Source organism: Polyangiaceae bacterium, assembly GCA_016715885.1.
Taxonomy (GTDB): domain Bacteria; phylum Myxococcota_A; class Polyangia; order Polyangiales; family Polyangiaceae; genus Polyangium.
Genome location: JADJXL010000025.1, coordinates 683,669 through 706,539, shown reverse-complemented (window position 1 = coordinate 706,539; position 22,871 = coordinate 683,669). Strand labels below are relative to the sequence as shown.

Below are 22,871 nucleotides of genomic sequence, written 5' to 3'. Positions count from 1 at the left end.
TTTACTTTCGCTGCGCACGCTTTGCCTCCGCGATGACTTGCAGTGCCGTGTCGAGCGTTTTGCCGACGAGAACCTCGCGCGCCGCGATCGTCGGCCCTCGGCGCAAAAGAAGCGTTCCCGTGTCCGGGCTGCCCGCAAGCCGCGGGACCGCACCATCGGTCACCACGATGGGGTAATGCCCCTGCGCCATCGCTGCGACGGCGAACGCGGTGCCAGACTTGTGCAAAAACAGCAGCGAACGCGAATTCGGGGCAATGGCCGCCTCACCCGATACCCATTGTCCCGTCGAACCCACGGTGCCCCCGAGCGTCCGCACCCACACGCTCGATCCCACGTCTCCAACGACCGAACGTTCCACGTCCATGCGTGTGTACGTCACGATTCTCCGCCCTGTCGGCGTGTCCTCCCACATGCCCCGTTGCTCCACCGCTTTGGCCACGACGACGTGCGTCGCCGTCTGAACCAGCTCGCTGACCGAAACCACGATCGAAATCGCAGCTTCGGCCGAACGAGGACCAACGGAACGAACATTGGGGGAAGCGACGAGGGCTGTCGGCACGATGAACGCCGCGGCTAGGACGGATGCTCGAACACGCATGGAGGCGAGGATACCACCGAAGCGGCACCGAGGCTGCTGCGCGGTGTTCACAACACGCTCCGACGCCGTCCAGGGCGAGTGACTTGCATGGCAGCGGATGAAACGAAGCCAATCGAGTGACTCGCGGACGGATTTGCTGGCGAGCTGCTACGTGGACGTAATGTTTGGAAGGGCAAACTGAAGACGTCGGAGCCGTTTTGCAGGACGTTCCGACGTCTCGTTCAGCGTCGTACGAATTTACTTCTTCGTGCCGGCTTTCTTCACGGGCGGCGGCGGAGGCTTGACGGGAGGTTTCGCCGGCGGAGGAGCCTTGGCCGGCGGAGGAGCTTTCGCCGGCGGAGCTTTCGCCGGCGGAGCTTTGCCTGGTGCGGGCGGAGGTTTGGCCGGACCAGCCGGAGGTTTGGCCGGACCACCTGGCCTCGGCGCTGGTCGACCTCCCGTCGTCCTGGTCTCTTCGACCACGACAGGCGGCGCGTTGTCGTACTTCTTGATCGTCCCGTCCTTGAGCCTGCGTTCGAGGACGATGAACTGCACGCGACGGTTCTTTTGCATCCCTTCGGCCGTCTTGTTCGTCGCGATGGGCCTGTCGAATCCATACCCCATGGCCGTCATGCGTTCGCCTTCGATGCCTCGCTTGATGAGCGCATTCCGGACAGACTCGGAGCGCGCTTGCGAGAGCTTCGTGTTGAGGATTTTGCCGCCACGCGGATCCGTGTGCCCCTGAACCTCGACCTTCAGCACTTCGGGATGCTCTTTCAGCACCGCGGCAACCTCGTCGAGCAGCGGATTGCTGACCGGCCGAATCGTCGCCTTGCCCGTGTCGAATTGCACCTGCTGCAAGATGACGATTTCGCCTTCGCGGATGACGACGTTCTGGCGCTTCGGGCATCCATGCTGCGCAGGATTCTCGAGATCCGGCTCGCCCTTGACGTCGGGGCACGCGTCGACGTCGTTGAGGATGCCGTCGCCATCGGTGTCTCCGGGGCAGCCGTTGGTCTTTGGATCACCCGTTCGGATACCCGGTACGTCCGGACAAGCGTCTTCCGCATCGGGGATGCCGTCTTCGTCACGATCGGGCGGACAACCGTGCTTCTTCGGATCCTTGTTCGGCACGCCCTTGACGTCCGGACAAGCATCCACCGCATCGTAGATGCCGTCGTCGTCACGATCGGACGGGCAACCGTGCTTCTTCGGATCCTTGTGCGGGATGCCTTTGACCGTCACGCACGCGTCGACCGGATCGAGGATGCCGTCTTCGTCTGCATCGGGCGGGCAACCATTCTTGCGCGGATCGGGATGCAGAATGCCCTTCACGTCGGGGCACGCGTCCTGCACGTCGATGATCGTGTCTCCATCGCGATCGGACGGACAACCGTGCTTCTTCGGATCCTTGTGCCGGATGCCCTTGATCTGCACGCACGCGTCTTCACGGTCGTAGATGCCGTCGCCATCGGTGTCTTTCGGCGCCCAAGGTGGCGTGTACGCGACCGATGCCACCATACGCACGTCGGGTGTGCCGATGCCCCCGGACAAACCGGGGCCGAGCGCGAGGCCGGCTTCCCAGTTCGTCATGAACCGGTATTTGCCGCCGAACAGCAGTTCCGCGTTCAGGTTCTGATCCGTCACTTGGCGCAGCGACGTGATGACGCTGAACTCCGGACCGACTTGAATTTGCTTGTCTTTGCCGAGCAGAACGCCGACGCCGCCGGCGATGGAAAACGTCGATCCCAACGGGATCCTGTCGAAATATTGAATCGCCGATCGAATCTCGGGACCTACCGCCGCCGAGTACACGAAGGCCGGCAGCCGCTCGGTAATCACGCGCCCGCCAACGACGACCTGAGGCAATCCGCGGAACCAACCATCGGTCACATAGTTGCCCGTGCCCGTGGGAAACCAGAAGTACCCATTCACGCCGAGCTGAAATCTGCTGTCGTACTCGCCAAGGATGCGAAATCGCAGGCCGAGACGGATGTCGCCGAAATCCGGACCGCTCGGGGATCGGATGTTGAACTTGTTGGGCGCATCGTCGCCGGTTTGGATGAGCGCAACGGGTACGTCGAGGTTGATGAGGAGGCGGTTCCATAGGGCAAACGATCCGTTTGCCCGGAGAAACAACTGATTGCTCACGACGCTCGCGCCGTACTCGAGGTTGTCTTTTCGGCGGAGAATCAAGGGGTCATGGGCATAATCGATGTACAGCGCCACATGCGGCACCTTGTGCCCGGCAGCATACGGCGAGGGCACGCCGAACAACCGATCGCCTGCGGGAGCTGCGTAAAACCGTTCAAGCGCGATCGATTGAGGCGCACCGGACTCTTGTGCGTCGGCTGTTGCGGCGGCACTTGCAACGGCCCCCATCGCCGTCATGCAGAAGAGCCACTTGGTTCCCATCGAAGTTCGCATCGCGTAACTGACCTCTCGATCCGTCGTGCCGGTTTTTCCGCGTATTCACGCATGAAAAGTGGTCAACGACGCGCCCTGCCGAGCAAAGCCGGGTGCTCCCTGTATATACGGACTCAGTCTTTGACGGCCCAGAAACCCGCACAAAATCACCGGTCGAGTACCCAGAACGCGCACTGTTCACGAGTGCAGCAAGACCGTGATCGCGCGCTGAGCACACGACATCGCTGATACAGTTGCCGCCGTGCCCTCGTCCATTCAGACAATTTCGATCGCGCTCGTCGTTCTCGGATCGATCGCGTCCGCCCCCGTTCAATGCGCTCGCGACCCCGACCCCGAACGCGCCATCGAAGAAGAGCCCGGCGAAGCACTCTATGGACTTGCCGAACAATTCCGCGAGCAAGGCAACGTAGATGCTCGCAAATCCACGTTGCTCTACATCGTCAGGCGCTTCCCATCGAGCCGCTTTGCCAAGCGTGCATCGCAAGAGCTCGATGAGCTTGGCGTCAAGGTCGAACCTGGCTTGGCACAATGAACAGCCACGTCCCGCATCCCACGCCGCTCGAAACATGCTAGACGCCCGCGCATGAATGGCGGCCCTTCCTCTCGGGAAAAACTCTTCGAACCCGTTCGCCCCGAACTCGATTTCCCCACCGACGAGGCCAAAATCCTCGCTTTTTGGAAAGAACGACAAATCTTCCAAAAGACGCTGAATGCAAGCTCGCGAGCTACCGGGGCATCGAAAGGCACATTCGTTTTCTACGAAGGTCCGCCCACCGCCAACGGCATGCCCCACAACGGACACGTGCTCACACGTGCAGTCAAAGACGTCTTCCCTCGCTACAAAACGATGCGCGGCTACGACGTCCCTCGAAAAGCCGGCTGGGACACGCACGGTTTGCCCGTGGAGGTGGAAGTCGAAAAAGAGCTGCGCATCCACGGCAAAGCCGACATCGAACGTTACGGCGTCGAACCATTCGTCGCGCGCTGCATCGAATCCGTCTTTCGCTACACCGACGCCTGGGAAAAACTCACCGACAAAATCGGCTTCTGGGTCGACCTTCCAGATGCCTACGTCACCTACCACCGCAGCTACGTCGAAAGCGTCTGGTGGTCCCTCGCGAACCTCTATTCCAAAGGCCTGCTCTACAAGGGCGAAAAGGTCGTTTGGTGGTGGGCTCAAGGCGGCACCGCCCTGTCCGCTGCCGAGGTCGGGCAGGGGTACAAAACCGTCGATGATCCCAGCGTTTTCGTGGCGTTTCCCTTCGTCGACGATCCCACGACCGCGCTGTGCGTCTGGACAACCACCCCGTGGACGTTGCCCTCGAACATGTACGCCGCCGTTCGTGCCGACTTCGACTACGTCGTCGTCGATGCAGGCGATCGCAAGCTCGTCATGGCCGAAGGACTGCGTGAATCCATTGCCAAAAAACTCGGCAAAGACTTGCCCATTCTTTCGACCTCCAAAGGTTCGGATCTCGTCGGAAAGAAGTACGCGCCGCCTTTCGACCTATTTGCCGCTTCAGCCAAAGAGCACGAGGCCGTCTACAGCGTCATCACAGCCGATTTCGTCACGCTCGATGCTGGTACGGGCATCGTGCACATCGCTCCTGCGTTTGGCGAAGACGACCATGCCGCACACCGCGCGCTCCTCAAGACAAACCACAACTTGCCCCTCCTTTGCGCCGTAAAACCGGACGGAACGTTCATCGATGCGATGGGCAAGTACGCCGGCCGCTGGGTCAAAGACAGCGACAAGGACCTCATCAAGGACCTCGAGCACGCGGGCAAACTCGTTCATGCTGAAACGTATCGCCACGAATACCCCTTCTGCTGGCGATCGGACGAAGACCCGCTCATCCAATACGCCCGTCCGGCTTGGTACATCCGGACAACCGCACTCATCGATCGCGCGATCGCCAATAACCAAACGGTCAATTGGCTACCCGAGCACATCAAGAGTGGGCGCTTCGGCGACTTCCTTGCCAACAACGTCGATTGGGCTCTGTCGCGCGAACGTTACTGGGGCACGCCGTTGCCCATCTGGGTCAACGACGTCACGGGCTCGATCGAAGCCATCGATTCGGTCGCGACGCTCCGCGGCAAACTCGGCAACAACGTCGCGGAAATCGAGGCGGATCTCGCCAAGACGCATCCCAAGATGGCCGAGCATTTGTTGGTGCACAAACCGTGGATCGACAAGATCACCTTCCAAAAGGAAGGCGAGAAGGGCACCTATCGGCGCGTCGGCGACGTCATCGACTGCTGGTACGACTCGGGGGCCATGCCCTTTGCGCAGTGGGGTTTTCCCCATGCGAAGGGCTCGCACGAAAAGTTCGACCGAGCGTTCCCCGCGGACTTCATCAGCGAAGCGATCGATCAGACGCGCGGCTGGTTCTACTCGCTGCTCATGATCTCCACGCTGGTTTTCGACGAGGAAACGCAGAAGAAGGTGGGTTTGTCCAGGGTCCGAAATTATCCACTCCCGTACGAAACATGCGTGGTGCTCGGACACGTCGGTGATCGCGAAGGCAAAAAGGAAAGCAAATCCAAGGGAAATTACACGCCGCCCGAGATCATCCTCGACCGCGTACGGATGGAGTTCGTCGCAGCGACCGGGGAAAACGCCAAGGTCGGCAGCATCCCCGAAGGGACCGCGTACATCGCTCGCGAGGATTACGAAGGGCTCGATCTGTCGGGCGAAAGCGCGAAAGTGCACCTGTATCGCGGTGATCGCACGGGCCAGGTTTTTCCCATCGAACTGCGCCCCGCCACGGGCAAACTCAAGCTGCCCCGTCGCGTCGTGGCTTTGTCCGACGCAGACATCGCGAAGCTCGGCCTCTCCCCGCATGCCGAACCGCTTCGGATCATGCCGAACGATGTCCCGCGGCTCCCGAAGGACAGCCGCGTGTACGTCGAAGACCCGAGCGCTCCGGCTCCCGGCGCCGACGCGTTCCGCTGGTTCTTCTACGCGTCGTCGCCCCCCTGGACGAACACGCGTCACTCGCTCACGAACGTGCGCGCGACGCAAAAAGAGTTCGCCATCAAGATCCGCAACGTCTGGTCGTTCTTCGTCATCTACGCGAACATCGACGGCTTCAACCCGGCCAAGAAAAACCCCGACGCACGCGGGCTTTCTCCGGCGGATCTCGCGAAAAGCGAAGGCTACAGGCCAGTCACCGAACGAGGGCTCCTCGATCGCTGGTTCCTCTCCGAGCTCGCGCTCGCCACGCGCGACGTCACCCAGCACCTCGACAACTACCGCTTGTACGAAGCCGCGCAGCGCCTCGTTGACCTCGTCGATGCGCTGTCCAATTGGTACGTCCGTCGCTCACGTGCTCGGTTCTGGTCGCCCACGGAAGCTGCATCGGCCGAGGCAGCGCGGGACAAACACGACGCGTATTTCACGCTGTACGAATCGCTCGTGACGATTGCGCGGCTGATTGCGCCGTTCATGCCGTTTTTCGCGGATGAACTGTACCAAAGCCTCGTGCGTGCGCCCTGGCCCGCGTCTCAGCCCGAAAGCGTGCACCTCGTCGCTTGGCCCGAGCCCGACGCCGCGGCCATCGACGAGTCGCTCGCGGTTGAAATGCGCGCCGTACGAGAGCTCGTCAGCCTTGGTTTGCAAGTCCGAACCACGAACAAGCTCAAGGTTCGCCAGCCTTTGTCGCGCGCAGACATCGTCGTGTCGAGCCATTCGATGCGTGCGGCGCTTGCGAAACATGCGGCGCTCATCGCGGAAGAAATCAACGTGCACGAAGTGCGATTCCTCGAACCGGGACAAGAGGGTCAGGCCGTTCGGTACGTGCTCAAACCAAATTTCCGCGCGCTCGGCCCGAAGCTCGGCAAGAAAGTTCAAATTGCCAAACAGATCCTCGCCAAAGCCGACGCAGCGGCTCTTCGCAGCGAGCTCGTGACCAACGGTTCGGTCTCCATCGACATCGACGGTGAAGCCGTTTCGCTCGGCACCGAGGAAATTGAAGTCGTCGTCGAAGCCGGCAAGGACTTCGCGGCTGCAGGCGGCAAAACCGGCGTCGTCGTGCTGCATACGGCTTTGACCGACGAGCTTCGTGACGAAGGTTTGGCGCGTGAAATCCTCTCGCGCGTGCAAGGGCTTCGTAAAGACATCCAACTCGGCTTCACCGACCGCATCTCGCTCGCCATCGACGGGAGCGACCGCGTAAAACGCGTCGTCGAAAGAGCTCGCGAGGAAATTTCTCGTGAAGCGCTCGTGCGTACGTTCCAACTGGGCAACGCGTCGTTTGCCGGTGAACGTCGCGAGCTCGCCGTCGACGGTGAAACGCTCGTCTTGACGATCGCTCGCGAAGTTTGAGGGCGTGAAATGAAAAAGGGGCGCTCATCGAGCGCCCCCGAAACTGTTTGTCCGGACGATCCTCAGCGATTTTGCCCGCCGCCCTGCTGACCGCGCCCAGAAGAGCCAGACGAGCTGCCGCTTTGGCCTCCTCCTTCGGCCTCCTTGCCCTCCTCGACGAGCTCCCTCACGCGCTGGCCGCCCATGCGCCCCGCCTCTTCCACGGTCATCTGACCTTTCTCTTCCTGCTGCGGTTGATTCTTTTGCTGCTGGGCCATTTCGTCCTCCCCCTTGGCTCGCAACGGGCTCGTGCGGACGTGCGTATTGTCCGCGTTGAGGCGTCGTTGCTCTCACGGTCACGTGGGGACGTCGTGCACGGACGTCGAGGTGTATTTCCAGGACGAACTTGGTCGGGCGCTCATTCCCGAGGCGGTGCTGCGTCGACTTCGCCCTTTGGATCTGCGGTGACGCAAGCTTCGCCAAGACCGAGCTGGCAGGCTTTCGTGTAAAGCGCCATCGCGCGTGTCTGGTCCTTTTTCACGCCTTCGCCCCGGTCGTAGAGCTTGGCTAGCTCGAGGCACGATTCGGCATTGCCGCGGTCGCACACGCGCGCGAAATACTTCGATGCATACGTGGGGCTGCGTTCGACCCCACGTCCTTCCAAGTAGGCGCGGCCGGCGCCCAAGCAGCCGCGGTTTGCGCCTGCTTCACAAGCTCGGCCGTAAAACACCGCTTCAGCGGCAGGATCGTCGGCAAGCACGGCAGCGTGATAGAGGTCCGCGAGCTTGATGCATGCGCGTGCGCTGTCTTGGGTGCATGCGCCACGAAAGAGCTCGATGCCGCGTGCGGGGTTCGCTTCGATTCCTTTACCCTCGTAATAAATTGCGCCAAGGGTCACACAATCTTCGGTGACGCCGTCGTCACAACCCTTTGTGCAGCCGTCGAAATCGCTGTCGCCGCATGGAAGACGAAAGGGCAATGGAGCGGGATTCGCAGGCGGATCAGCGGCTGCTTTGGGCTCTTCGGATGCGCCCACGTTGGATGCTGGTCGACTGGTTCCCGATGCTGCACCGCATCCAGTCGTGGCGACGATCAGGGTTGCCATGATGGCCGCGTGCAGTGCGATTCGTCGCATCGAACAAGCATGCCATAGACACTGCGCGACCCCGCTACTTTCCCGAGTGGAATCGTTCGGGGCGTCACGGCCAAACGCCCTTGGTGAACGTGGATGGAGACGCTAGCCTTTTGACTCGGGGCGGGACAGTGTAGGACTTGAATTCATGAGCAGCCCCATCTCCTTGCGGTCCGCGCATACACTCGATGAGCCCAAGATCGAGGCGCTCATTGAAATCATGTATCTCGCAGCGTACGCCGACGGCGACTTCGCTCCCGAGGAGCGGCAGCATTTCGTGCGCAGCGTCCAATCGCTGACGGATCGTAAAGTGACCCCCGAGATGCTCGACAAGATCGTGGCGCGTCTCGATGCCGCCCGTCGTGCAACGGGTACGGCTGCATTGATTGCCGGGGCGCGCGCCACGCTCGGGAGTCCCAGTGCATGCAAGGTCGCGTTGAGCCTGGCAATCGGGGTCATCATGGCCGATGGCAAGGTGACCGACTCCGAGCGCGCGATGATGTACGAAATCGGCACAGCCCTTGGCGTCGAACGTTCCGTTACGGACCAACTTCTGGGCGACGCTCAAGCGGTATGACGGCCTTTGGTGCCCGATTTCAGGGCACGCCCCGGATGCGCCCCATGCCGCGAATCTTGCTACGTTGACCGATCGTGAACTGGTCCCATACCGGCTCGCACCTCATTCCGTTCCCGGTCCCAGGGACGACGCTGACGTCTGCCCGAGGCACGTACGTCGTTGGCGCGCTCATTGGCGATGGTCAGTACGGATCCGTGTACGAATGCATCGGCCCCTTCGACCAACGTTATGCGCTCAAAATGCTTCGTCCCGCGAACAAATCCTACCAGGCCGTGCGGGACGAATGGTCGCAGGAGCTCCAGCGTTTGGAGCGGTTTCGCCATCCAAACATCGTCTACATCCACGACGCGTTCGAGCACAATTACCTCTTTTATTTGGCGCTCGAACGATGTGACACGAGCCTCAAGGCGCTCGTAGGAAGCCCTTTTCCGGATCTGCTACTCGCAGAAATCTGCCGGCAGCTCTTGATGACGCTCCAGTACCTGCACGACAGCGGCGTCGTGCATTCGGACCTGCACGCGGGCAACGTGCTGATCTCGCAGATCGATCGTTCACCCATCGTGAAGCTCACCGACTTTGGCGTCGCGCATCAGCTCCAAGGCAGCACGCGTTGGTTCAGGCCGCAGGTCGCAAACCCCAAGATCCTCACGCCCGAGCTCGTCACGGCGGGCTACACGACGACCCAGAGCGATCTCTATCAATTCGGGCTCTTGATGTATCAGATGCACACGGGCACACCCGCCATCGACGTGGAGGTTCCGTATCCCGAGATCGCTCGGCAGATCTCCGATGGCGGTCCGCGCAAAAAGGCCGAAGCGCTTGGAACACCCGTGGGCAACGTCATTGCCAAGCTGCTGCGTCGCCGAGATGCGTACCGGTATCAGTACGCCCGTGAAGTTTGGGAAGATCTTCGCCAAGTCGTTTGGCGGTGACAACCTGCGGAATCATCTGCTGCGCGCCCCGAATCGTCGGTCGACATCGCTCGAAATACGCCCCCCCCCCCCCCCCCCCCCCCGGGGCCCCCCCCCCCCCCCCCCCCCTCCCCCCCCCCCTCCGTTTGTCCGACCCAGCCTTGGCCTTGTCGCCGTCCTTTGTTTCCGTTGGAGGAGCAACGATTTCGAGCAGCTCGACGTCGAACACGAGCGTTGCTTTGCCGGGGATCTTCGGGGCGCTGCCGTTGTCGCCGTACCCGAGCTTCGACGGGATCGTGAGCTTGCGTTTGCCGCCGACCTTCATGCCGACGACGCCTTGATCCCAGCCCTTGATCACTTCGCCCTTGCCAAGCGTGAACTCGAAGGGGGTTTTTCCAACCGAACTATCGAACATGTAGTTCGTCTTGAGCAACCTGCCCGTGTAGTGCACTTTGACCTTGTCGCCTTCTTTGCACTCGGCGCCCGTGCCCACTTGAACGTCTTCCTTGATGAGGTCTGCCGGTTCGGGCTTTTCGGGTTCTTTTTGGACGGCAGCGCGAGGCTCTGGCGCCGGCTCGGGGACCTTCTGTTCACATCCCCACGTGGCGGCGAGGGCAAAGGCGAGGGCGGTCGTGAATGAAGAGAGCTTGCGAGGGGCCATCATGCGTCCCTCCCTATTCGACGCTCGGCTTTCGAGCAAGTCGGAGGCGACGTGTCCGTCCTCGAAGTCAGTTCACTTTTTCGGGATGCTTCGTTTCGTCGTGGTCGTCGTCGTTGGGGCCGGGGAAGGTGCCGACGGCAGCTTGATGGTCGGTCGACCGGTCGTCGTCGTCGATGTCGGCAGCGTAATCGGTGGGCGCGTCGAAGCGGTCGTCGCAGTCGTCGTGGGAGTTGGTGCCGGCGTGGGAGCTTGCGTCGTCGTTGGCTTCGGAGCTGGCGATGCGGGCTGAGCGGCCGGGGGCGGCGCTGCGACGGCAGTTACGGGCGTCGGAGGTGGTTCGATGGCGGTGTTCGTCGGAGCTTCGGTGGTCGATGCCGGTGGGTCAGCCGCGACGGGCACGACGCTGGGCACTTCCATTGGGACAATCACCGCTTCGTCCGCTGACGAGCTGCCTCGGAACATGTACAGGCCAAACGCGACTCCGCCGACGACGAGTAGCCCCAAGCCACCCAGAAGCGCGACGATGAGCCCCGTGTTTCCGCCGCTCGATGAACGCGCGGCATGCAGCGGAGGGGGATATGCCTGCGGGTAGGGCGGTCCACCAGCGCCGGGGCCGCCTTGGTAGGGCATGCCTTGCGGAGGTCCGTACCCGTACGGCCCCGGTCCCGGCCCAGGTGCGGTTTGTCCAGGTGCTCCATAGGGCGCAGGCGCCCCCGCGTAGGGTGCAGCAGGGCCGGTCATGGTGCCGGGCTGAGTGCCTGTTCCAGGCGACAAACCTGCGGGGGGTGCTCCTGGTGGATCGACGATGGTCTGAGGTACCGGTGCACCCGCTAGAGGAGGTGCGGTCGTGGGAATTGGCGGGCCACCTGGCGCTGCATCCGGCGGATAGAGTGGTTCACCGACCACGGTTTTTACCGGGCCATAGGGGTTTGCCGGGGGAAACCCGCCTTGCTGTTCGCTCATGGAATGCGCGCGCTCCTTGTGATGAGTCGCTGGGTACCTAGGGCCTGCCCGGTATGGGAATCCGAATGCGAGGACGAGTCGACGTGGTCGGTGTCGATGTCGGTGCCGGTGTTGTCGATGTCGGCGCCGTCGGTGGAGTACGCGGTGTCGTGGTCGTGGTCGTCGTCGGCTGGCCTCCGCCGAGGAACGGCGGCAGCGGGATGCCCGGTGGCAACGACGACGGGAACGTAAGTGGTCCGGTTCCGAACGGATTTGGAATCGTCTGCGGCGTCGATGCCGTCGTCGTCGCGGAAGGCTGAGCTGTCGTCGTTCCCGTCGGCTTTGGCGTGTTGGTCTGTGGTTGGCTTGGCGGCGGCGTGTACACCGGAGGAGGTGGCGGCGGCGGTGGTGACGGCGTGAGCGCGCCGGTGACCTGGGTCTGCGCTGCTGTCGGCGTATCGGCTGCCACCGTCGTTGGCGGCGGCGGAGCCGTTGCCACGATATCCGTGCCTTCGTCCGTGCGCGATAGCCGCTGCGACATGTACACGCCACCCATGACCACGCCGGTCACGCCCAGCGCGATGAGCAGCATCACGGCGATGCCTGCACCGCCTCCGCGTTGCTTGCCCGTGGTTTGTCCCGGCGACGCATAACCAGGAGGCTGCGCGTACCCGGGCGTTTGTCCGTACGCACCTTGCGGCTGCCAGCCTTGCTGCACATGCGCGGGTGTTTGTCCGTACGCACCTTGCGGCGTGGGGTACCCGCCTGCATTGCCTGCATCGAGCGACACGCCCACCGCAGTTCCACCGGGCCGCGGAGTTGCGTCGAACGCGGCAGCCAGCGGTGGTGACGGTTTCGTCGCGTCCTGTTCGACCATCTGAAGCGGTGCGCCCAGCGACGTCCCGCTCCCCCCTGGTGGCCGCGCTTCGAAACCACCGAGCGGCGTTGCGACCTGCGCAGGAGGACTCGATTGCGCAGGCGTTACGCCAGCAGCAACCGCGCCTGGAGGCACGGCTTCGTCGCCAGGCGGCAACGTCTTTGGAATCGGCGAGTTTTGTCCCGTTGGCGGAACGGTCGTGGAGTTGTTCGGCTCGTACGCGGCGACCGCGGCAGGCGGCGGCGTTGCTGGCGCGGCCCCTGCGGATGGTGCCTGCGCAGCCGCGGCAAACGGATGCAGCGCTGCACGAAACTCTGCCAGCGTGTTGTAGCGATCGGGCGGTTTCGGACCCATCGCTCGATGCACGACCTGCGCGAGATCGGGCGGCACGTGCGGCGCCAAGTCCGTGAGTTGTGCGATTTGTCCCGACAAGTACGACGAAGCAATTTGATGCGGTTCGTCGCCGCCAACGGGGCGCCGGCCCGCGAGCATCTCGAAGATGATCACGCCGAGCGAGAAAATGTCGGCGCGAACATCCACCGCATCCGCCGAATACGCCTGCTCGGGCGCCATGTACTCAGGCGTTCCCATGATCACGCCGGGCCGCGTGAGCCCTCGATCGAGCTCGCCCGTCACCTTCAACTTCGCGATGCCGAAGTCGAGCAGCTTCAGGAGCGGCTCGCCCTTCGGCCCTTTGGTGAGCATCACGTTGTCGGGCTTCAGATCGCGATGAACGACCCCTGCTCGATGCGCAGCTTCCACGCCGTCGAGCATCTGGCACGCGTACTCGAGCGCATCGCCATACGAGAGCCGCTGACCTGCGTTGTAGAGCTCTTCGTAGAGCGTCTGGAGCGTCTTGCCCTCCAGGTACTCCATCACGATGAACGGTTGCCCGTTCGGCATCTGGTCCACGTCGCTGACGCGCACCACATGCGGGCTTTGGATCTGCGCCGACACGCGCGCTTCTTGCAGGAAGCGCTGTACCAGGCCAGAGCGTCGCGAAAGCTCGGGGTGGAGAAACTTCAGCGCCACCGTGGTGCCAAGCACCTCGTGACGCGCCTCGTACACGCTTCCCATCCCGCCATCGCCGATGACGCGGACGAGCCGGTACTTGTTGTTGATGACCTGGCCGACCTGAGGGCGCATGGGGACCTGTTTTGCAGGACTTGTGACGGGCGAGAGTGTCACAGCCCTACAGACGAACAACAAAGAATTTCGACCTATCGCATCACTGCTCGCGCGAGATTTCGATCGGACGGCGCCCAAGAACACCGTTCTGTTTGGAATAAGGCAAATCCGGGGGGTATGGGGGGCGGAGGCGAGCCTCGGCCCCCCATCGTAAACAAGCCTCGCGAAGCGCGCGTCCCACGCGCGCGAAGCGAGCGCGCAAGCCCTGACCTGGCTCCTCGCTGAAAAAGCTAACGCGACGTGTCGGTCGTTCTGCCTTCCAGCCTCCCCAAGGTCGCACTAAATCCTAGCCCATGCGTTCAGCGATCCTCGGAGTTGGCCACTACGTTCCATCCAAAATCGTTACGAATGATGACCTCGCTCGGCTCATGCCAACGAGCGACGAATGGATTCAGCAGCGGACTGGCATCAAACAGCGACGATACGTCGAACACGGCGGAATCGGCTCGAGTGACCTCGCCGTTCCCGCGTCGAAAATGGCTCTCGAGCGCGCCGGCCTCGAGGCCAAAGACATCGACATGATCATCTTCGCGACCTTGAGCCCGGACGTCTTCTTTCCGGGATCGGGTTGCTTCCTCGCTGACAAACTCGGTTTGCCCGGCATTCCCGCGCTGGACGTGCGTAACCAATGCTCCGGCTTTCTGTACTCGCTCAGCGTTGCCGATGCGTTCATTCGGGTCGGCACCTATAGGCACGTCCTCGTCGTAGGCGCAGAAGTGCATTCGACAGGTCTCGACTTCAGCGAGCGTGGCCGCGATGTCACGGTGCTTTTCGGCGACGGTGCTGGAGCGGCCGTCGTTGGAAGGAGCCCGTCTGATGACCGGGGCATCATGTCGGTTCACCTGCATGCCGATGGTTCGGGCGCGAAGGACTTGTGGACGGTTGCTCCAGCCTCCGCTCAAGAAGTTCGCTTTTCACGCGAACAGATCGACCGCGGCGAACACTTTCCGAAGATGAACGGCAAGCAGGTCTTCCGATGGGCGACCGAAAAAATGCCCGAAGTCAGCCGCGAAGCGCTCGCGTCGGCCGGCATCGACACCGACAAGATCGACCTCTTCGTCCCGCATCAAGCCAACATGCGCATCAATCAATACGTCGCCGACAAGCTCGGTTTGTCGCCGGACAAGGTCGTGCACAACATCGAGCGATACGGCAACACCACCGCGGCGACGATCCCCATCGGTTTGTCCGAGTCCGTGGCCGATGGTCGCATCAAAGAAGGCTCGACCGTGCTCATGGCCGCATTCGGCAGCGGTTTTACCTGGGGCGCCGCCGTCCTGCGTTGGTGACCAGAAGAGCGACCCATGATCCTGCCTTCCCTCATCGACGCCATCGTCGATCGTGCCCTCGAAGAAGACCTCTCCGGCGGTGACCTCACCGGACAAACCTGCATCGACGAATCGGCACTCGCCACGGCCGATGCCGTTTGTCGCAAGGACGTCGTATCGTGCGGCGCCGACGTCTTCCGCCGCGTCTTTGCGCGCATCGATGCTCGCTGCGCCGTCGACGAGCTCGTCCCCGACGGCTCACGCGCGAAAGCTCGCACCGTGCTTTGGCGCGTTCACGGGCCTGCTCGAGCCGTGCTTGCCGGCGAACGCACCGCGCTCAACCTCGTGCAACGTTTGACGGGCATCGCGACGCTCACGCGGCGGTACGTCGATGCCTTGCCCGCGAGTTCGTCCACGCGCATCACCGACACACGCAAGACCACGCCAGGCTTGCGCGTGCTCGAGAGGTACGCCGTGCGTTTGGGCGGCGGGCACAACCATCGCAACGACCTCGGCAGCGCCGTGATGATCAAGGACAACCACATCGTCGCGGCTGGAGGCATCTCCAAGGCCGTTGCGCGCGCACGAGCGTACGCCCCGCACACGACGCGCATCGAAGTCGAAGTCGACGGGCTCGATCAGCTCGAAGAAGCCATCACCGCGGGCGCTGACATCGTGATGCTCGACAACTTCTCCACGGACGACTGTGCGCGAGCGGTCGAACGCGTCCGCAACCTGTCGCCCAGGCCACTTCTCGAAGCATCAGGCGGCATCACGCTCGAACGGGTAACCGAGCTTGCACGTGCGGGTGTCGATGTGATCAGCGTGGGAGCGCTCACGCACTCGGCGCCCGCTGCAGACATAGGGCTGGATTTTCAGACCTGATCGCCGAGCGAAAGGTCATCACTCCGCGCTTATGTAGGCGGTTATGGAGTTGGGGCGTGAGCTGATGCACTCGGGCCCCCCATCTTCACCATCCAAGACCCCCATCGTCTCCATTCCGGCCCCCCTCCGTCTCCATGCGGGCCCCCGTCCCACTTCAATCTAGACGCCCCCCGTGAGCACTCGAGACCCCCTCCTTCTGCACCGAGGCTCCATTCCCATTGCAGTCGAGACCCGCCGCACATGCACCATTGCCCGATTGGGCGTCTGCATTAGCTGTTTTCGGATTCGTCGTCGCCACCATTCTCGTCGTTATCGGTGGCATCTTGTTCGTCATTGGATTGGCGCGCCGGGCGTTTCAGCGTTGTCAATCTGGGGGGCTCGTCGGTTTCGATTGGCTCAGGTCGCAGCCGGGTCAGCGAGCCAGGTGGCGAGATCGGCGGCGGAGAGGTCGAGGACGACGTCGCCGAGGCGGTCGGAGCCGAGGCTGACGAGGCGTTGGCGGAACGTGGTGCGTTCCTCGTCGGTGAGCGGACGACCGAGGCGGCGTTCGAACTGGTGGGCGAGGCTCTTTTCTAGGCCTTTCTCCATCCCTTCCGCGAGAATTTCCTCCCGGACCTCGGGACGCGCGCGCAACCATGTCTTGATCATCTGCGCCTGGTTTTCGCGGATTCGAGGCTCGTCGGTTTCGATCAGCTCCATATTTACCTCGCTGCGTGTCTTGGGAGACACCGGCAGAATTTGTAACATCCTTTCGACCCATTGGCTAGGCCGTCGCGAGGGCGACCAGCGAGCAAACTCGTCGAGGCTACGGCCGGAACGGGCAATGAGAAACGGGATCAGTTCGTCCTCGAGCGGCAGCTCGTTTGCGGCGATCCACATGAAAGAATACCACGCCGGGCCAACCTGGTAAACGCCCGCGTCGAGCCGAGTGACTCGACGCCGCTCGCGTAGCGCGGCGGGGACGTGCGGCGCGACCATCCAAATAGGTTCGTCGTCCAAGAACGGTTGCTCGGGGTGCTGCATTCGCTGGACCTGGCGAGCTTGGCGGCGGAGCAAGGTGCGCTCGATGGTCAAGAAATCAAGGTGATCGCCGGGCATTTTGATTTCGAGGATGACTTCGCTGTGCTCGAACGCATAAGACCAGGGGGCGGTGAGGGATGGGAGGCCTCGAGGGTTGCAGACGGTGAGCAGTCCATCGAGACGAACGTCAGCGAGACCTATCTCGATGGCGGATTGCCAGGCGATAGAGCCATGGGTGATGATTTCGGTCTCGTTGGCAAAGGTATCCTTGGCGAATTGCTCGAGCTGGCCCACGGCCCGACGTGTAGCGCAGGCGCAAGAAGAAGCAAATGGTTTTTCGAGGGGAAAGGGTGGACGGGTAAAACCAAGCGCGACATGCAGGCGCTCCGATGTCATACGCTGGCAATAGCAGGCGCAAGAGGATGGATCCCGGGATGAGCAGGAGAAGAAGAGGCTCGTCAACTCGAGGGCGGCTCACGGAAGCTTGGCAATTACGAAACCGTATGGATTTCCCATCCCCGGGCGTGTACATTCGAATGCGTCATGGCCAGCAAAGTCACGCGAATTGATTTTACGGCACTTTCCCCAGCAGCTCAGCGAAGGGTGTTCGAACAAACCGCTCGCGGCTGGACGCGGCTCTACAACACACCCGTGAGCGATTTCGAGGCTTACTGGTTCGAGAACAAGTCACGCAAGACGATCATCTACCTGCTGCGCGACGACGACGACGTCTGCGGAATGGTCACGTTCAAATATTACGATGTCGAGTACGAGGGGCGGCGCATCGTCGTCGTCAAGACCGGGGTGGGGACCCTGCCCGAGGCCAGGGGGTCGAACTTCACGGCGCGCTGTATCGCCACGCAGGCGGTCTACCACGCCATCGAACACGCGCGCGACGAGGTCTACGTGTTCTCCACGCTGATCCACCCGGTCACCTATCAGATCATCACGAGTTTCCTCGATACCTACTATCCCTTCTACGATCGCGCGCAGGACGGCGAGCTCGAGAAGCTTGCGTCGTTTCTGGCCCGTCACTTTGGCGTGCAGCCGTCGAATCGGCCGGAACCGTACATCTTTCGGGAAGCTCGGGGCGTGGTGGAGAGCCCCACGGAACGGGCCTATTGGCGGCAAAAGACCAACCCCGCAGTCCGCTTTTTCGTCGACAAGTGCCCCGACTACAACGCCGGGGAATGCTTCATCATGGTGGCTCCAATCCAAAGCCGATTCATGTTCGTCGCCTTCGCCAAGCTGGTCAAAATGCAGATTCGTCGACTCACGAAGCGCTATGTCACGAATCATGAGCGGCGATGAGGCGCACCACGGTGACGGTAATTCGGCAACTCGAATGAAATCACTGCGTGACGCCCGTGTCCGGGAATTGCAACGCAGCCTTTCGATTCGGCATTGATGTCGACCGAGTTTCTCTGCAAAAGGCATCGGGCTTGTGTTAGCATCCGCCTCGGACATGGGGAACGAGCCGCGATCAGACGTTTTACGTGCGGATCCCGACTTCGACGCGGGGACTTGCACCATGACCGGAACGTACGATTCGGGTGACGTTCTTTCGCCTTCTCCCATATCTCCACCGACGAATCGACCCGACAGCGACGTTCCTCGGACCGGCTATATCGAACATTACGAGATCATTCGCCCGCTTGGCGCCGGCGGCATGGGCACGGTGCTGCTCGCTCGCGATACGAAGCTCGGACGCCTCGTCGCCATCAAGTTTCTGCTCGACGCGCGTCGTTCAGGGATGCGCCTTCTCGCCGAGGCTCAGGCGACGGCTCATGCGCGGCACGAAAATATCGTCGTCATTTATGACATTGGGGCGCACGATGGCCGCCCATACCTCGTCCTCGAATACCTCGATGGCCGATCGCTGCGTCAGGTGATGATGACCGAATCGCGTGGCGACAACCGCGCGCTGCCGCGGGGACTTGCGCTGGATATCATGGTGTCGGTGGTTCGAGCGCTCGTGGCCGCGCATCAAGTGGGTATCGTGCATCTCGATTTGAAGCCCGAAAACATCATGTTGCTCGATTCGGGGCAAGTCAAAGTGCTCGACTTCGGCATTGCAAGCTTTGTCGAGCGTGAAGAGCGAACGCGCGCGGGAACGCGGGCATACATGTCGCCCGAGCAATGGCGCGGCGATTCGGTCGATGCGCGAAGCGACATTTGGGCCGTGGGCATCATGCTCTACGAGCTGCTCGATGGGGCGCATCCGCTGCCTGTCGAACAGCGCGAACGCGTGCGTGATTTGGACACGCCCATGCCGAGCCTCGCGGAGACGCGCCCCCAGCTTGCAGGGCTTGCGGATGTCGTCGCACGTTGCTTGCGTAAACGCGCAGACGAGCGATTTCAATCGGCCGAAGAGCTTCTCGCCGCGCTCGAACCTTGGGTTGCACGATCCAAGGCAACTTCGCTTGGCGAAGACAATTGTCCTTTCGCGGGCCTCGGAGCATTTCAAGAAGGGGATGCGGATAGGTTTTTCGGTCGTGAGAGAGACAGCATTGCGGTGCTTGGTCGCTTGGGTCGCCAGCCGCTCGTGGCGATTGCAGGGCCGTCGGGAGCGGGCAAGTCGTCGCTCGTGCGGGCGGGTTTGATTCCGGCACTTCGACGCAGCGGAGAAGCGTGGGACGCGCTGGTCGTTCGGCCGGGTCGAGCGCCCATGGCAGCGCTTCACGAGGCGCTTCGTGGCGAAATGATTGCAGGCGAATTGCAGACTTCGCCGGCGATGTTCGGGATGTCGTTGCGATCTCGATGTCGCAATGAAGGGCCCGCGCATCGATTGCTCGTGTTCGTGGATCAGTTCGAGGAGCTGTATACGCTTGGGGCTACCGAACCGGAGCGAAACGCGTTTCTTGCATGTTTGCTTGCGGCTGCGGATGATCCATCTTCGCCGCTGCGCGTGGTGCTGGGCATTCGTTCGGACTTTTTGGATCGTCTCGTCGAGAATCGAGCTTTCTTGGCGCAGGTGAGCACGGGCTTGTATTTGCTGCCGCCCATCCAGGGCGACGGGTTGCGCGAAGCGCTCATCGAGCCTGTATTGGCTGCAGGGTACCATTTCGAGGACGAAGGCATCGTCGCGGAAATGCTCGACGAATTGTCGCACGCGAAGACGCCGTTGCCATTGCTTCAATTTTCTGCGAGCGCCTTGTGGGAAGCGCGCGACCACGAGCGCAAGCGGCTGACGCGGGCTGCGTACGAAGCGATGGGTGGTGTGGCCGGAGCGCTCGCGAAACATGCGGACGCGGTGGTGATGGGTTTGTCGGGGAAAGAGCAGACCATGTGCCGCGCGATTCTTTTGCGTCTCGTGACACCGGAACGTACGCGTGCCATTGCGCCTTTGCAGGAGCTCGTTGCATTGAGCAAGGAGCCGGCGGTCATCGAAGGGATCATCGATCGCTTGGTGGCAGCGCGCCTGATTCTCGTGGATACGGGAGCCGGAGAAGAAAACGCGACGGTGGAATTGGTGCACGAATCGCTCATCGAGCGTTGGCCGATGCTTGGGCGTTGGCTGGATCAAAGTGCGGAAGATGCGCATTTTTTGGCGCGGCTACGTACGGCTGCGACGCAATGGCACGCCGCGGGGGAAACGCCGGGCCTTTTGTGGCGTGATCACGTCGCCGAAGAGGCGCGGCGTTTTCATGATCGTCATCGGCAGACCGCCATGTCGCTCAATACGATGGAAGAACGGTATTTGCAGGCCGTCATCGACTTTTCCGATCGCGCACGACGACGCCGAAATGGTCTCATTGCATCCGCATTTGCCGTCGTATGTGCGGTGGCGGGAATCGTCTTCGTCTTGGCACTACGCGCTCAATCTGCGGCGAAGCGGGCCGATGAAGAAGCAGCTCGCGTGCGCCAGCAAAATGCCGAATTGGCACTTCAGGCCTTGAAAGGCCGCAATGCGGTGCGGATCATGGTAGCGCGAAAATACGAAAAGGATCCCACCTTGGTCCTTGCGGTGGCACGGGAAGTCGAGCCGCCCGAAATCCCCAAGGACTGGCCCGAGCTCATGAGCGCGGCGCTGATTCGCGGCGTCGCCGCGGACGTGTGGAGGACATCACCGGATCGATGCGGGTACGCGGCCACGTTCAGTCCCGACGGTTCACGCATTGCGGTCGCAATGGATGACTATACCACGCGCATTTTGGGTCGTGACTTGGTCGAACGCGTCAACTTGCGGGGTCACACGAAGCTGGTCTGGTCGGTTGATTGGAGCGCCGATGGCAAACGCGTCGCCACGGCTTCATTCGACAACACGGCGCGGATCTGGGCCGCCGATGGTTCGGGGGAAAGCATCGTGCTGCATCACGACGACATGGTCAACACGGCTGTGTTCGACCCAGATGGGAAGCGCGTGGTGACCGCTGCCGATGATAAGACGGTGCGCGTGTGGAGCGCGGAAGATGGGCGCGAGCTGCTGCGATTGCCGCACGTCGCAGAGGTGCAGACGGCGGCGTGGAGCCCCGACGGACAGCGCATCGTCACGGCGGGCATGGACGGCATCGTTCGCGTGTGGAATGCGAGTGGCGTGGGCAAACCGCTGCTTTTGCGCGGCCATACGGGACCGAGCTTTGCGGCGACGTTTCACCCCGACGGGACACGGATTGCCGCGGGTGGGCAGGATCGGACCGTGCGCGTGTGGGACGCGAAGGACGGTACGGAGTTATTGGTGCTTCGCGGGCATGAAGAAAAAGTGCTCAGCGTGGCGTGGAGCCCGGATGGGACCCGAATCGCCACCGCCGCGAAAGACCAGACCGCGCGGATATGGCGAGCCGACGGAATGGGCGAGCCAATCATTCTGAGCGGGCATGGGCATTGGGTTTATACGGCGACGTGGAGCCCCGATGGGCAGCAAATCCTCACCACGTCGCTCGATGGCACGCAGCGTCGCTGGGATTTGCGCAGCATCGTCGCTCCCACGGTATTGCGCGGTCACCTGGATACCGTTCGCGGGCTCGCTTTCAGCCCCGATGGTCAACGCGTCGCCACGGCATCGTACGACAACACGGTGCGCGTGTGGAATGCCGATGGCTCGGGAACGCCGATTGTTCTTCGCGGCCATACGAATTCCGTCACGTTCGTCCGCTGGAGCCCGGACGGTACACGTTTCGCGTCGCTCTCCGACGACGGAACCGCGCGGTTATGGAGCGCCAATGCCGTCGCGGACCCCATCGTCGTCTCGGCTGCTGGAAGTAAATTTCAAACGCTCGATTGGACACGTGACGGCGAGCGATTCGTGACCGCTGCCGTCGATGGATGGCTTCGGTTGTGGAGCAAGGACGGCTATGAAATCGCCAGCTTGAAGAAAGAGACGACGACCGAATACAAGTGGATCCACGTGACGTTCGATGCATCCGGCAAACGTGTCTTGATCAACGACACGATGGATCGAGTCGTTTACGTGTGGAACCTCGATGACCCCGAAAAACTCACGACGTTCGGTGAGCACGAATCGCCGGTGTGGCGAGGTGCGAAGTGGAGTCCGGACGAAGCTCGGATGACCACCGTATCGAGGGACGGAGTGGCGCGCATTTTCGATGTGCGAGGTCTTGCCAAGCCGATCGAGGTTCGAGCGTCGGAGCCGATTCGTAATGGGTTTTGGACGCCCGATGGTCGCCAACTGATTTGGGTTTTGCATGATGGTACGTTTCGGCCGTGGCGTGACGGCGTGCTTGGCGAGTCGCTCATTTCCGGTATGACCGAAGAAGGGTTGTCGGCGGTCGGTTGGAGCGCCGACGGTACGCGGCTGCTCACGGGGGCGCCGGATGGCAAAGTGCGCGTGTACCGCGCGGATTTCAGCGGTGCGCCATTCGTGTTGACGGGGGCTGCCGTGCTTCCGCGCAATGCGCTGTGGAGCCCGACCGGCGATCGCATCGCCGTCCATTACGAGGACAAACTTGCATGGGTATGGCCTGGCGTTCAGCCTTTTTCCGGGCTCGACGACGAACGCCTTTGGATGGCGACGTCCTATTGCTTGACCATTCCTTTACGCATGCAGCTTTTCGGAATATCCGAATCCGATGCGCGAAATGCCGACGCGGCATGCAAGCAAAAGGTTGCGCAGAAACGTTCCACGTTATGACTTTGG

General features: G+C 62.0%; 16 protein-coding genes. 8 read left to right on the top strand and 8 right to left on the bottom strand.

Going from position 1 to position 22,871, the window contains the following annotated elements; translation table 11 throughout:
* Nucleotide 1: 1 nt before the first annotated feature.
* Nucleotides 2-598: a hypothetical protein gene (locus tag IPM54_37925; protein MBK9265555.1), complete on the bottom strand. Its 597-nt coding sequence runs from the start codon at nt 596-598 to the stop codon at nt 2-4.
* Between the two features lie 237 nt (nt 599-835).
* Nucleotides 836-3,004 (bottom strand): OmpA family protein, encoded by a 2,169-nt coding sequence (locus tag IPM54_37920; protein MBK9265554.1) that lies wholly within the window; start codon nt 3,002-3,004, stop codon nt 836-838.
* 241 nt (nt 3,005-3,245) lie between these two features.
* Between IPM54_37920 and IPM54_37915 the strand changes: the two genes are divergently transcribed.
* Complete coding sequence (locus tag IPM54_37915) at nt 3,246-3,536, top strand: hypothetical protein (protein ID MBK9265553.1); 291 nt, start codon at nt 3,246-3,248, stop codon at nt 3,534-3,536.
* A gap of 51 nt (nt 3,537-3,587) precedes the next feature.
* On the top strand, nt 3,588-7,334 hold the full coding sequence (locus IPM54_37910; GenBank protein MBK9265552.1) for an isoleucine--tRNA ligase: 3,747 nt from the start codon (nt 3,588-3,590) through the stop codon (nt 7,332-7,334).
* Nucleotides 7,335-7,396: 62 nt separating this feature from the next.
* On the opposite strand, the gene IPM54_37905 is transcribed toward IPM54_37910, so the two are convergent.
* Both IPM54_37905 and IPM54_37900 read right to left on the bottom strand, forming a co-directional pair.
* Nucleotides 7,397-7,591: a small, acid-soluble spore protein, alpha/beta type gene (locus tag IPM54_37905; GenBank protein MBK9265551.1), complete on the bottom strand. Its 195-nt coding sequence runs from the start codon at nt 7,589-7,591 to the stop codon at nt 7,397-7,399.
* A gap of 140 nt (nt 7,592-7,731) precedes the next feature.
* Nucleotides 7,732-8,418, bottom strand: coding sequence for a sel1 repeat family protein (locus IPM54_37900; GenBank protein MBK9265550.1), 687 nt, complete (start codon nt 8,416-8,418; stop codon nt 7,732-7,734).
* A 175-nt stretch (nt 8,419-8,593) separates the two neighbouring features.
* On the opposite strand from IPM54_37900, the gene IPM54_37895 reads away from it, so the two are divergent.
* Both IPM54_37895 and IPM54_37890 read left to right on the top strand, forming a co-directional pair.
* The gene (locus IPM54_37895; protein ID MBK9265549.1) at nt 8,594-9,022 is read left to right on the top strand and encodes a tellurite resistance TerB family protein; all 429 of its coding nucleotides are present in this window, start codon (nt 8,594-8,596) and stop codon (nt 9,020-9,022) included.
* Between the two features lie 74 nt (nt 9,023-9,096).
* Nucleotides 9,097-9,954, top strand: coding sequence for a serine/threonine protein kinase (locus IPM54_37890; protein ID MBK9265548.1), 858 nt, complete (start codon nt 9,097-9,099; stop codon nt 9,952-9,954).
* Here the strand turns inward: IPM54_37890 and IPM54_37885 are convergent.
* From IPM54_37885 to IPM54_37875, 3 genes are all read right to left on the bottom strand, one after another.
* Nucleotides 9,863-10,594, bottom strand: coding sequence for an FKBP-type peptidyl-prolyl cis-trans isomerase (locus IPM54_37885; GenBank protein ID MBK9265547.1), 732 nt, complete (start codon nt 10,592-10,594; stop codon nt 9,863-9,865). The two genes, IPM54_37890 and IPM54_37885, sit on opposite strands and share 92 nt — an antisense overlap.
* Before the next feature lie 72 nt (nt 10,595-10,666).
* A complete protein-coding gene (locus IPM54_37880) occupies nt 10,667-11,557 on the bottom strand; it encodes a hypothetical protein (protein MBK9265546.1) in 891 nt (296 codons plus the stop codon).
* A 37-nt stretch (nt 11,558-11,594) separates the two neighbouring features.
* Complete coding sequence (locus IPM54_37875; GenBank protein ID MBK9265545.1) at nt 11,595-13,559, bottom strand: protein kinase; 1,965 nt, start codon at nt 13,557-13,559, stop codon at nt 11,595-11,597.
* A gap of 335 nt (nt 13,560-13,894) precedes the next feature.
* Between IPM54_37875 and IPM54_37870 the strand changes: the two genes are divergently transcribed.
* Nucleotides 13,895-14,890 carry a ketoacyl-ACP synthase III gene (locus IPM54_37870; GenBank protein ID MBK9265544.1) on the top strand — a complete coding sequence of 332 codons (996 nt, stop codon included), beginning with the start codon at nt 13,895-13,897 and terminating at the stop codon, nt 14,888-14,890.
* A gap of 15 nt (nt 14,891-14,905) precedes the next feature.
* Nucleotides 14,906-15,754: a carboxylating nicotinate-nucleotide diphosphorylase gene (nadC, locus tag IPM54_37865; GenBank protein ID MBK9265543.1), complete on the top strand. Its 849-nt coding sequence runs from the start codon at nt 14,906-14,908 to the stop codon at nt 15,752-15,754.
* Between the two features lie 396 nt (nt 15,755-16,150).
* Here the strand turns inward: nadC and IPM54_37860 are convergent, their stop codons facing one another.
* Nucleotides 16,151-17,068 carry a hypothetical protein gene (locus IPM54_37860; protein MBK9265542.1) on the bottom strand — a complete coding sequence of 306 codons (918 nt, stop codon included), beginning with the start codon at nt 17,066-17,068 and terminating at the stop codon, nt 16,151-16,153.
* A 249-nt stretch (nt 17,069-17,317) separates the two neighbouring features.
* Here IPM54_37860 and IPM54_37855 point away from each other — a divergent pair, with 249 nt between their 5' ends.
* Nucleotides 17,318-18,085 carry a GNAT family N-acetyltransferase gene (locus IPM54_37855; protein ID MBK9265541.1) on the top strand — a complete coding sequence of 256 codons (768 nt, stop codon included), beginning with the start codon at nt 17,318-17,320 and terminating at the stop codon, nt 18,083-18,085.
* 220 nt (nt 18,086-18,305) lie between these two features.
* Nucleotides 18,306-22,865: a protein kinase gene (locus IPM54_37850; GenBank protein ID MBK9265540.1), complete on the top strand. Its 4,560-nt coding sequence runs from the start codon at nt 18,306-18,308 to the stop codon at nt 22,863-22,865.
* The last annotated feature ends 6 nt before the right edge of the window (nt 22,866-22,871 follow it).

Excerpts from the sequence above, each read along its gene's own strand:
- IPM54_37900 (MBK9265550.1), bottom strand. The coding sequence starts at position 8,418 with ATGGCAACCCTGATCGTCGCCACGACTGGATGCGGTGCAGCATCGGGA.
- IPM54_37870 (MBK9265544.1), top strand. The coding sequence starts at position 13,895 with ATGCGTTCAGCGATCCTCGGAGTTGGCCACTACGTTCCATCCAAAATC.
- IPM54_37875 (MBK9265545.1), bottom strand. The coding sequence starts at position 13,559 with ATGCGCCCTCAGGTCGGCCAGGTCATCAACAACAAGTACCGGCTCGTC.
- IPM54_37850 (MBK9265540.1), top strand. The coding sequence starts at position 18,306 with ATGACCGGAACGTACGATTCGGGTGACGTTCTTTCGCCTTCTCCCATA.
- IPM54_37895 (MBK9265549.1), top strand. The coding sequence starts at position 8,594 with ATGAGCAGCCCCATCTCCTTGCGGTCCGCGCATACACTCGATGAGCCC.
- nadC (MBK9265543.1), top strand. The coding sequence starts at position 14,906 with ATGATCCTGCCTTCCCTCATCGACGCCATCGTCGATCGTGCCCTCGAA.
- IPM54_37885 (MBK9265547.1), bottom strand. The coding sequence starts at position 10,594 with ATGGCCCCTCGCAAGCTCTCTTCATTCACGACCGCCCTCGCCTTTGCC.
- IPM54_37905 (MBK9265551.1), bottom strand. The coding sequence starts at position 7,591 with ATGGCCCAGCAGCAAAAGAATCAACCGCAGCAGGAAGAGAAAGGTCAG.
- IPM54_37920 (MBK9265554.1), bottom strand. The coding sequence starts at position 3,004 with ATGCGAACTTCGATGGGAACCAAGTGGCTCTTCTGCATGACGGCGATG.
- IPM54_37925 (MBK9265555.1), bottom strand. The coding sequence starts at position 598 with ATGCGTGTTCGAGCATCCGTCCTAGCCGCGGCGTTCATCGTGCCGACA.
- IPM54_37910 (MBK9265552.1), top strand. The coding sequence starts at position 3,588 with ATGAATGGCGGCCCTTCCTCTCGGGAAAAACTCTTCGAACCCGTTCGC.
- IPM54_37880 (MBK9265546.1), bottom strand. The coding sequence starts at position 11,557 with ATGAGCGAACAGCAAGGCGGGTTTCCCCCGGCAAACCCCTATGGCCCG.
- IPM54_37855 (MBK9265541.1), top strand. The coding sequence starts at position 17,318 with ATGGCCAGCAAAGTCACGCGAATTGATTTTACGGCACTTTCCCCAGCA.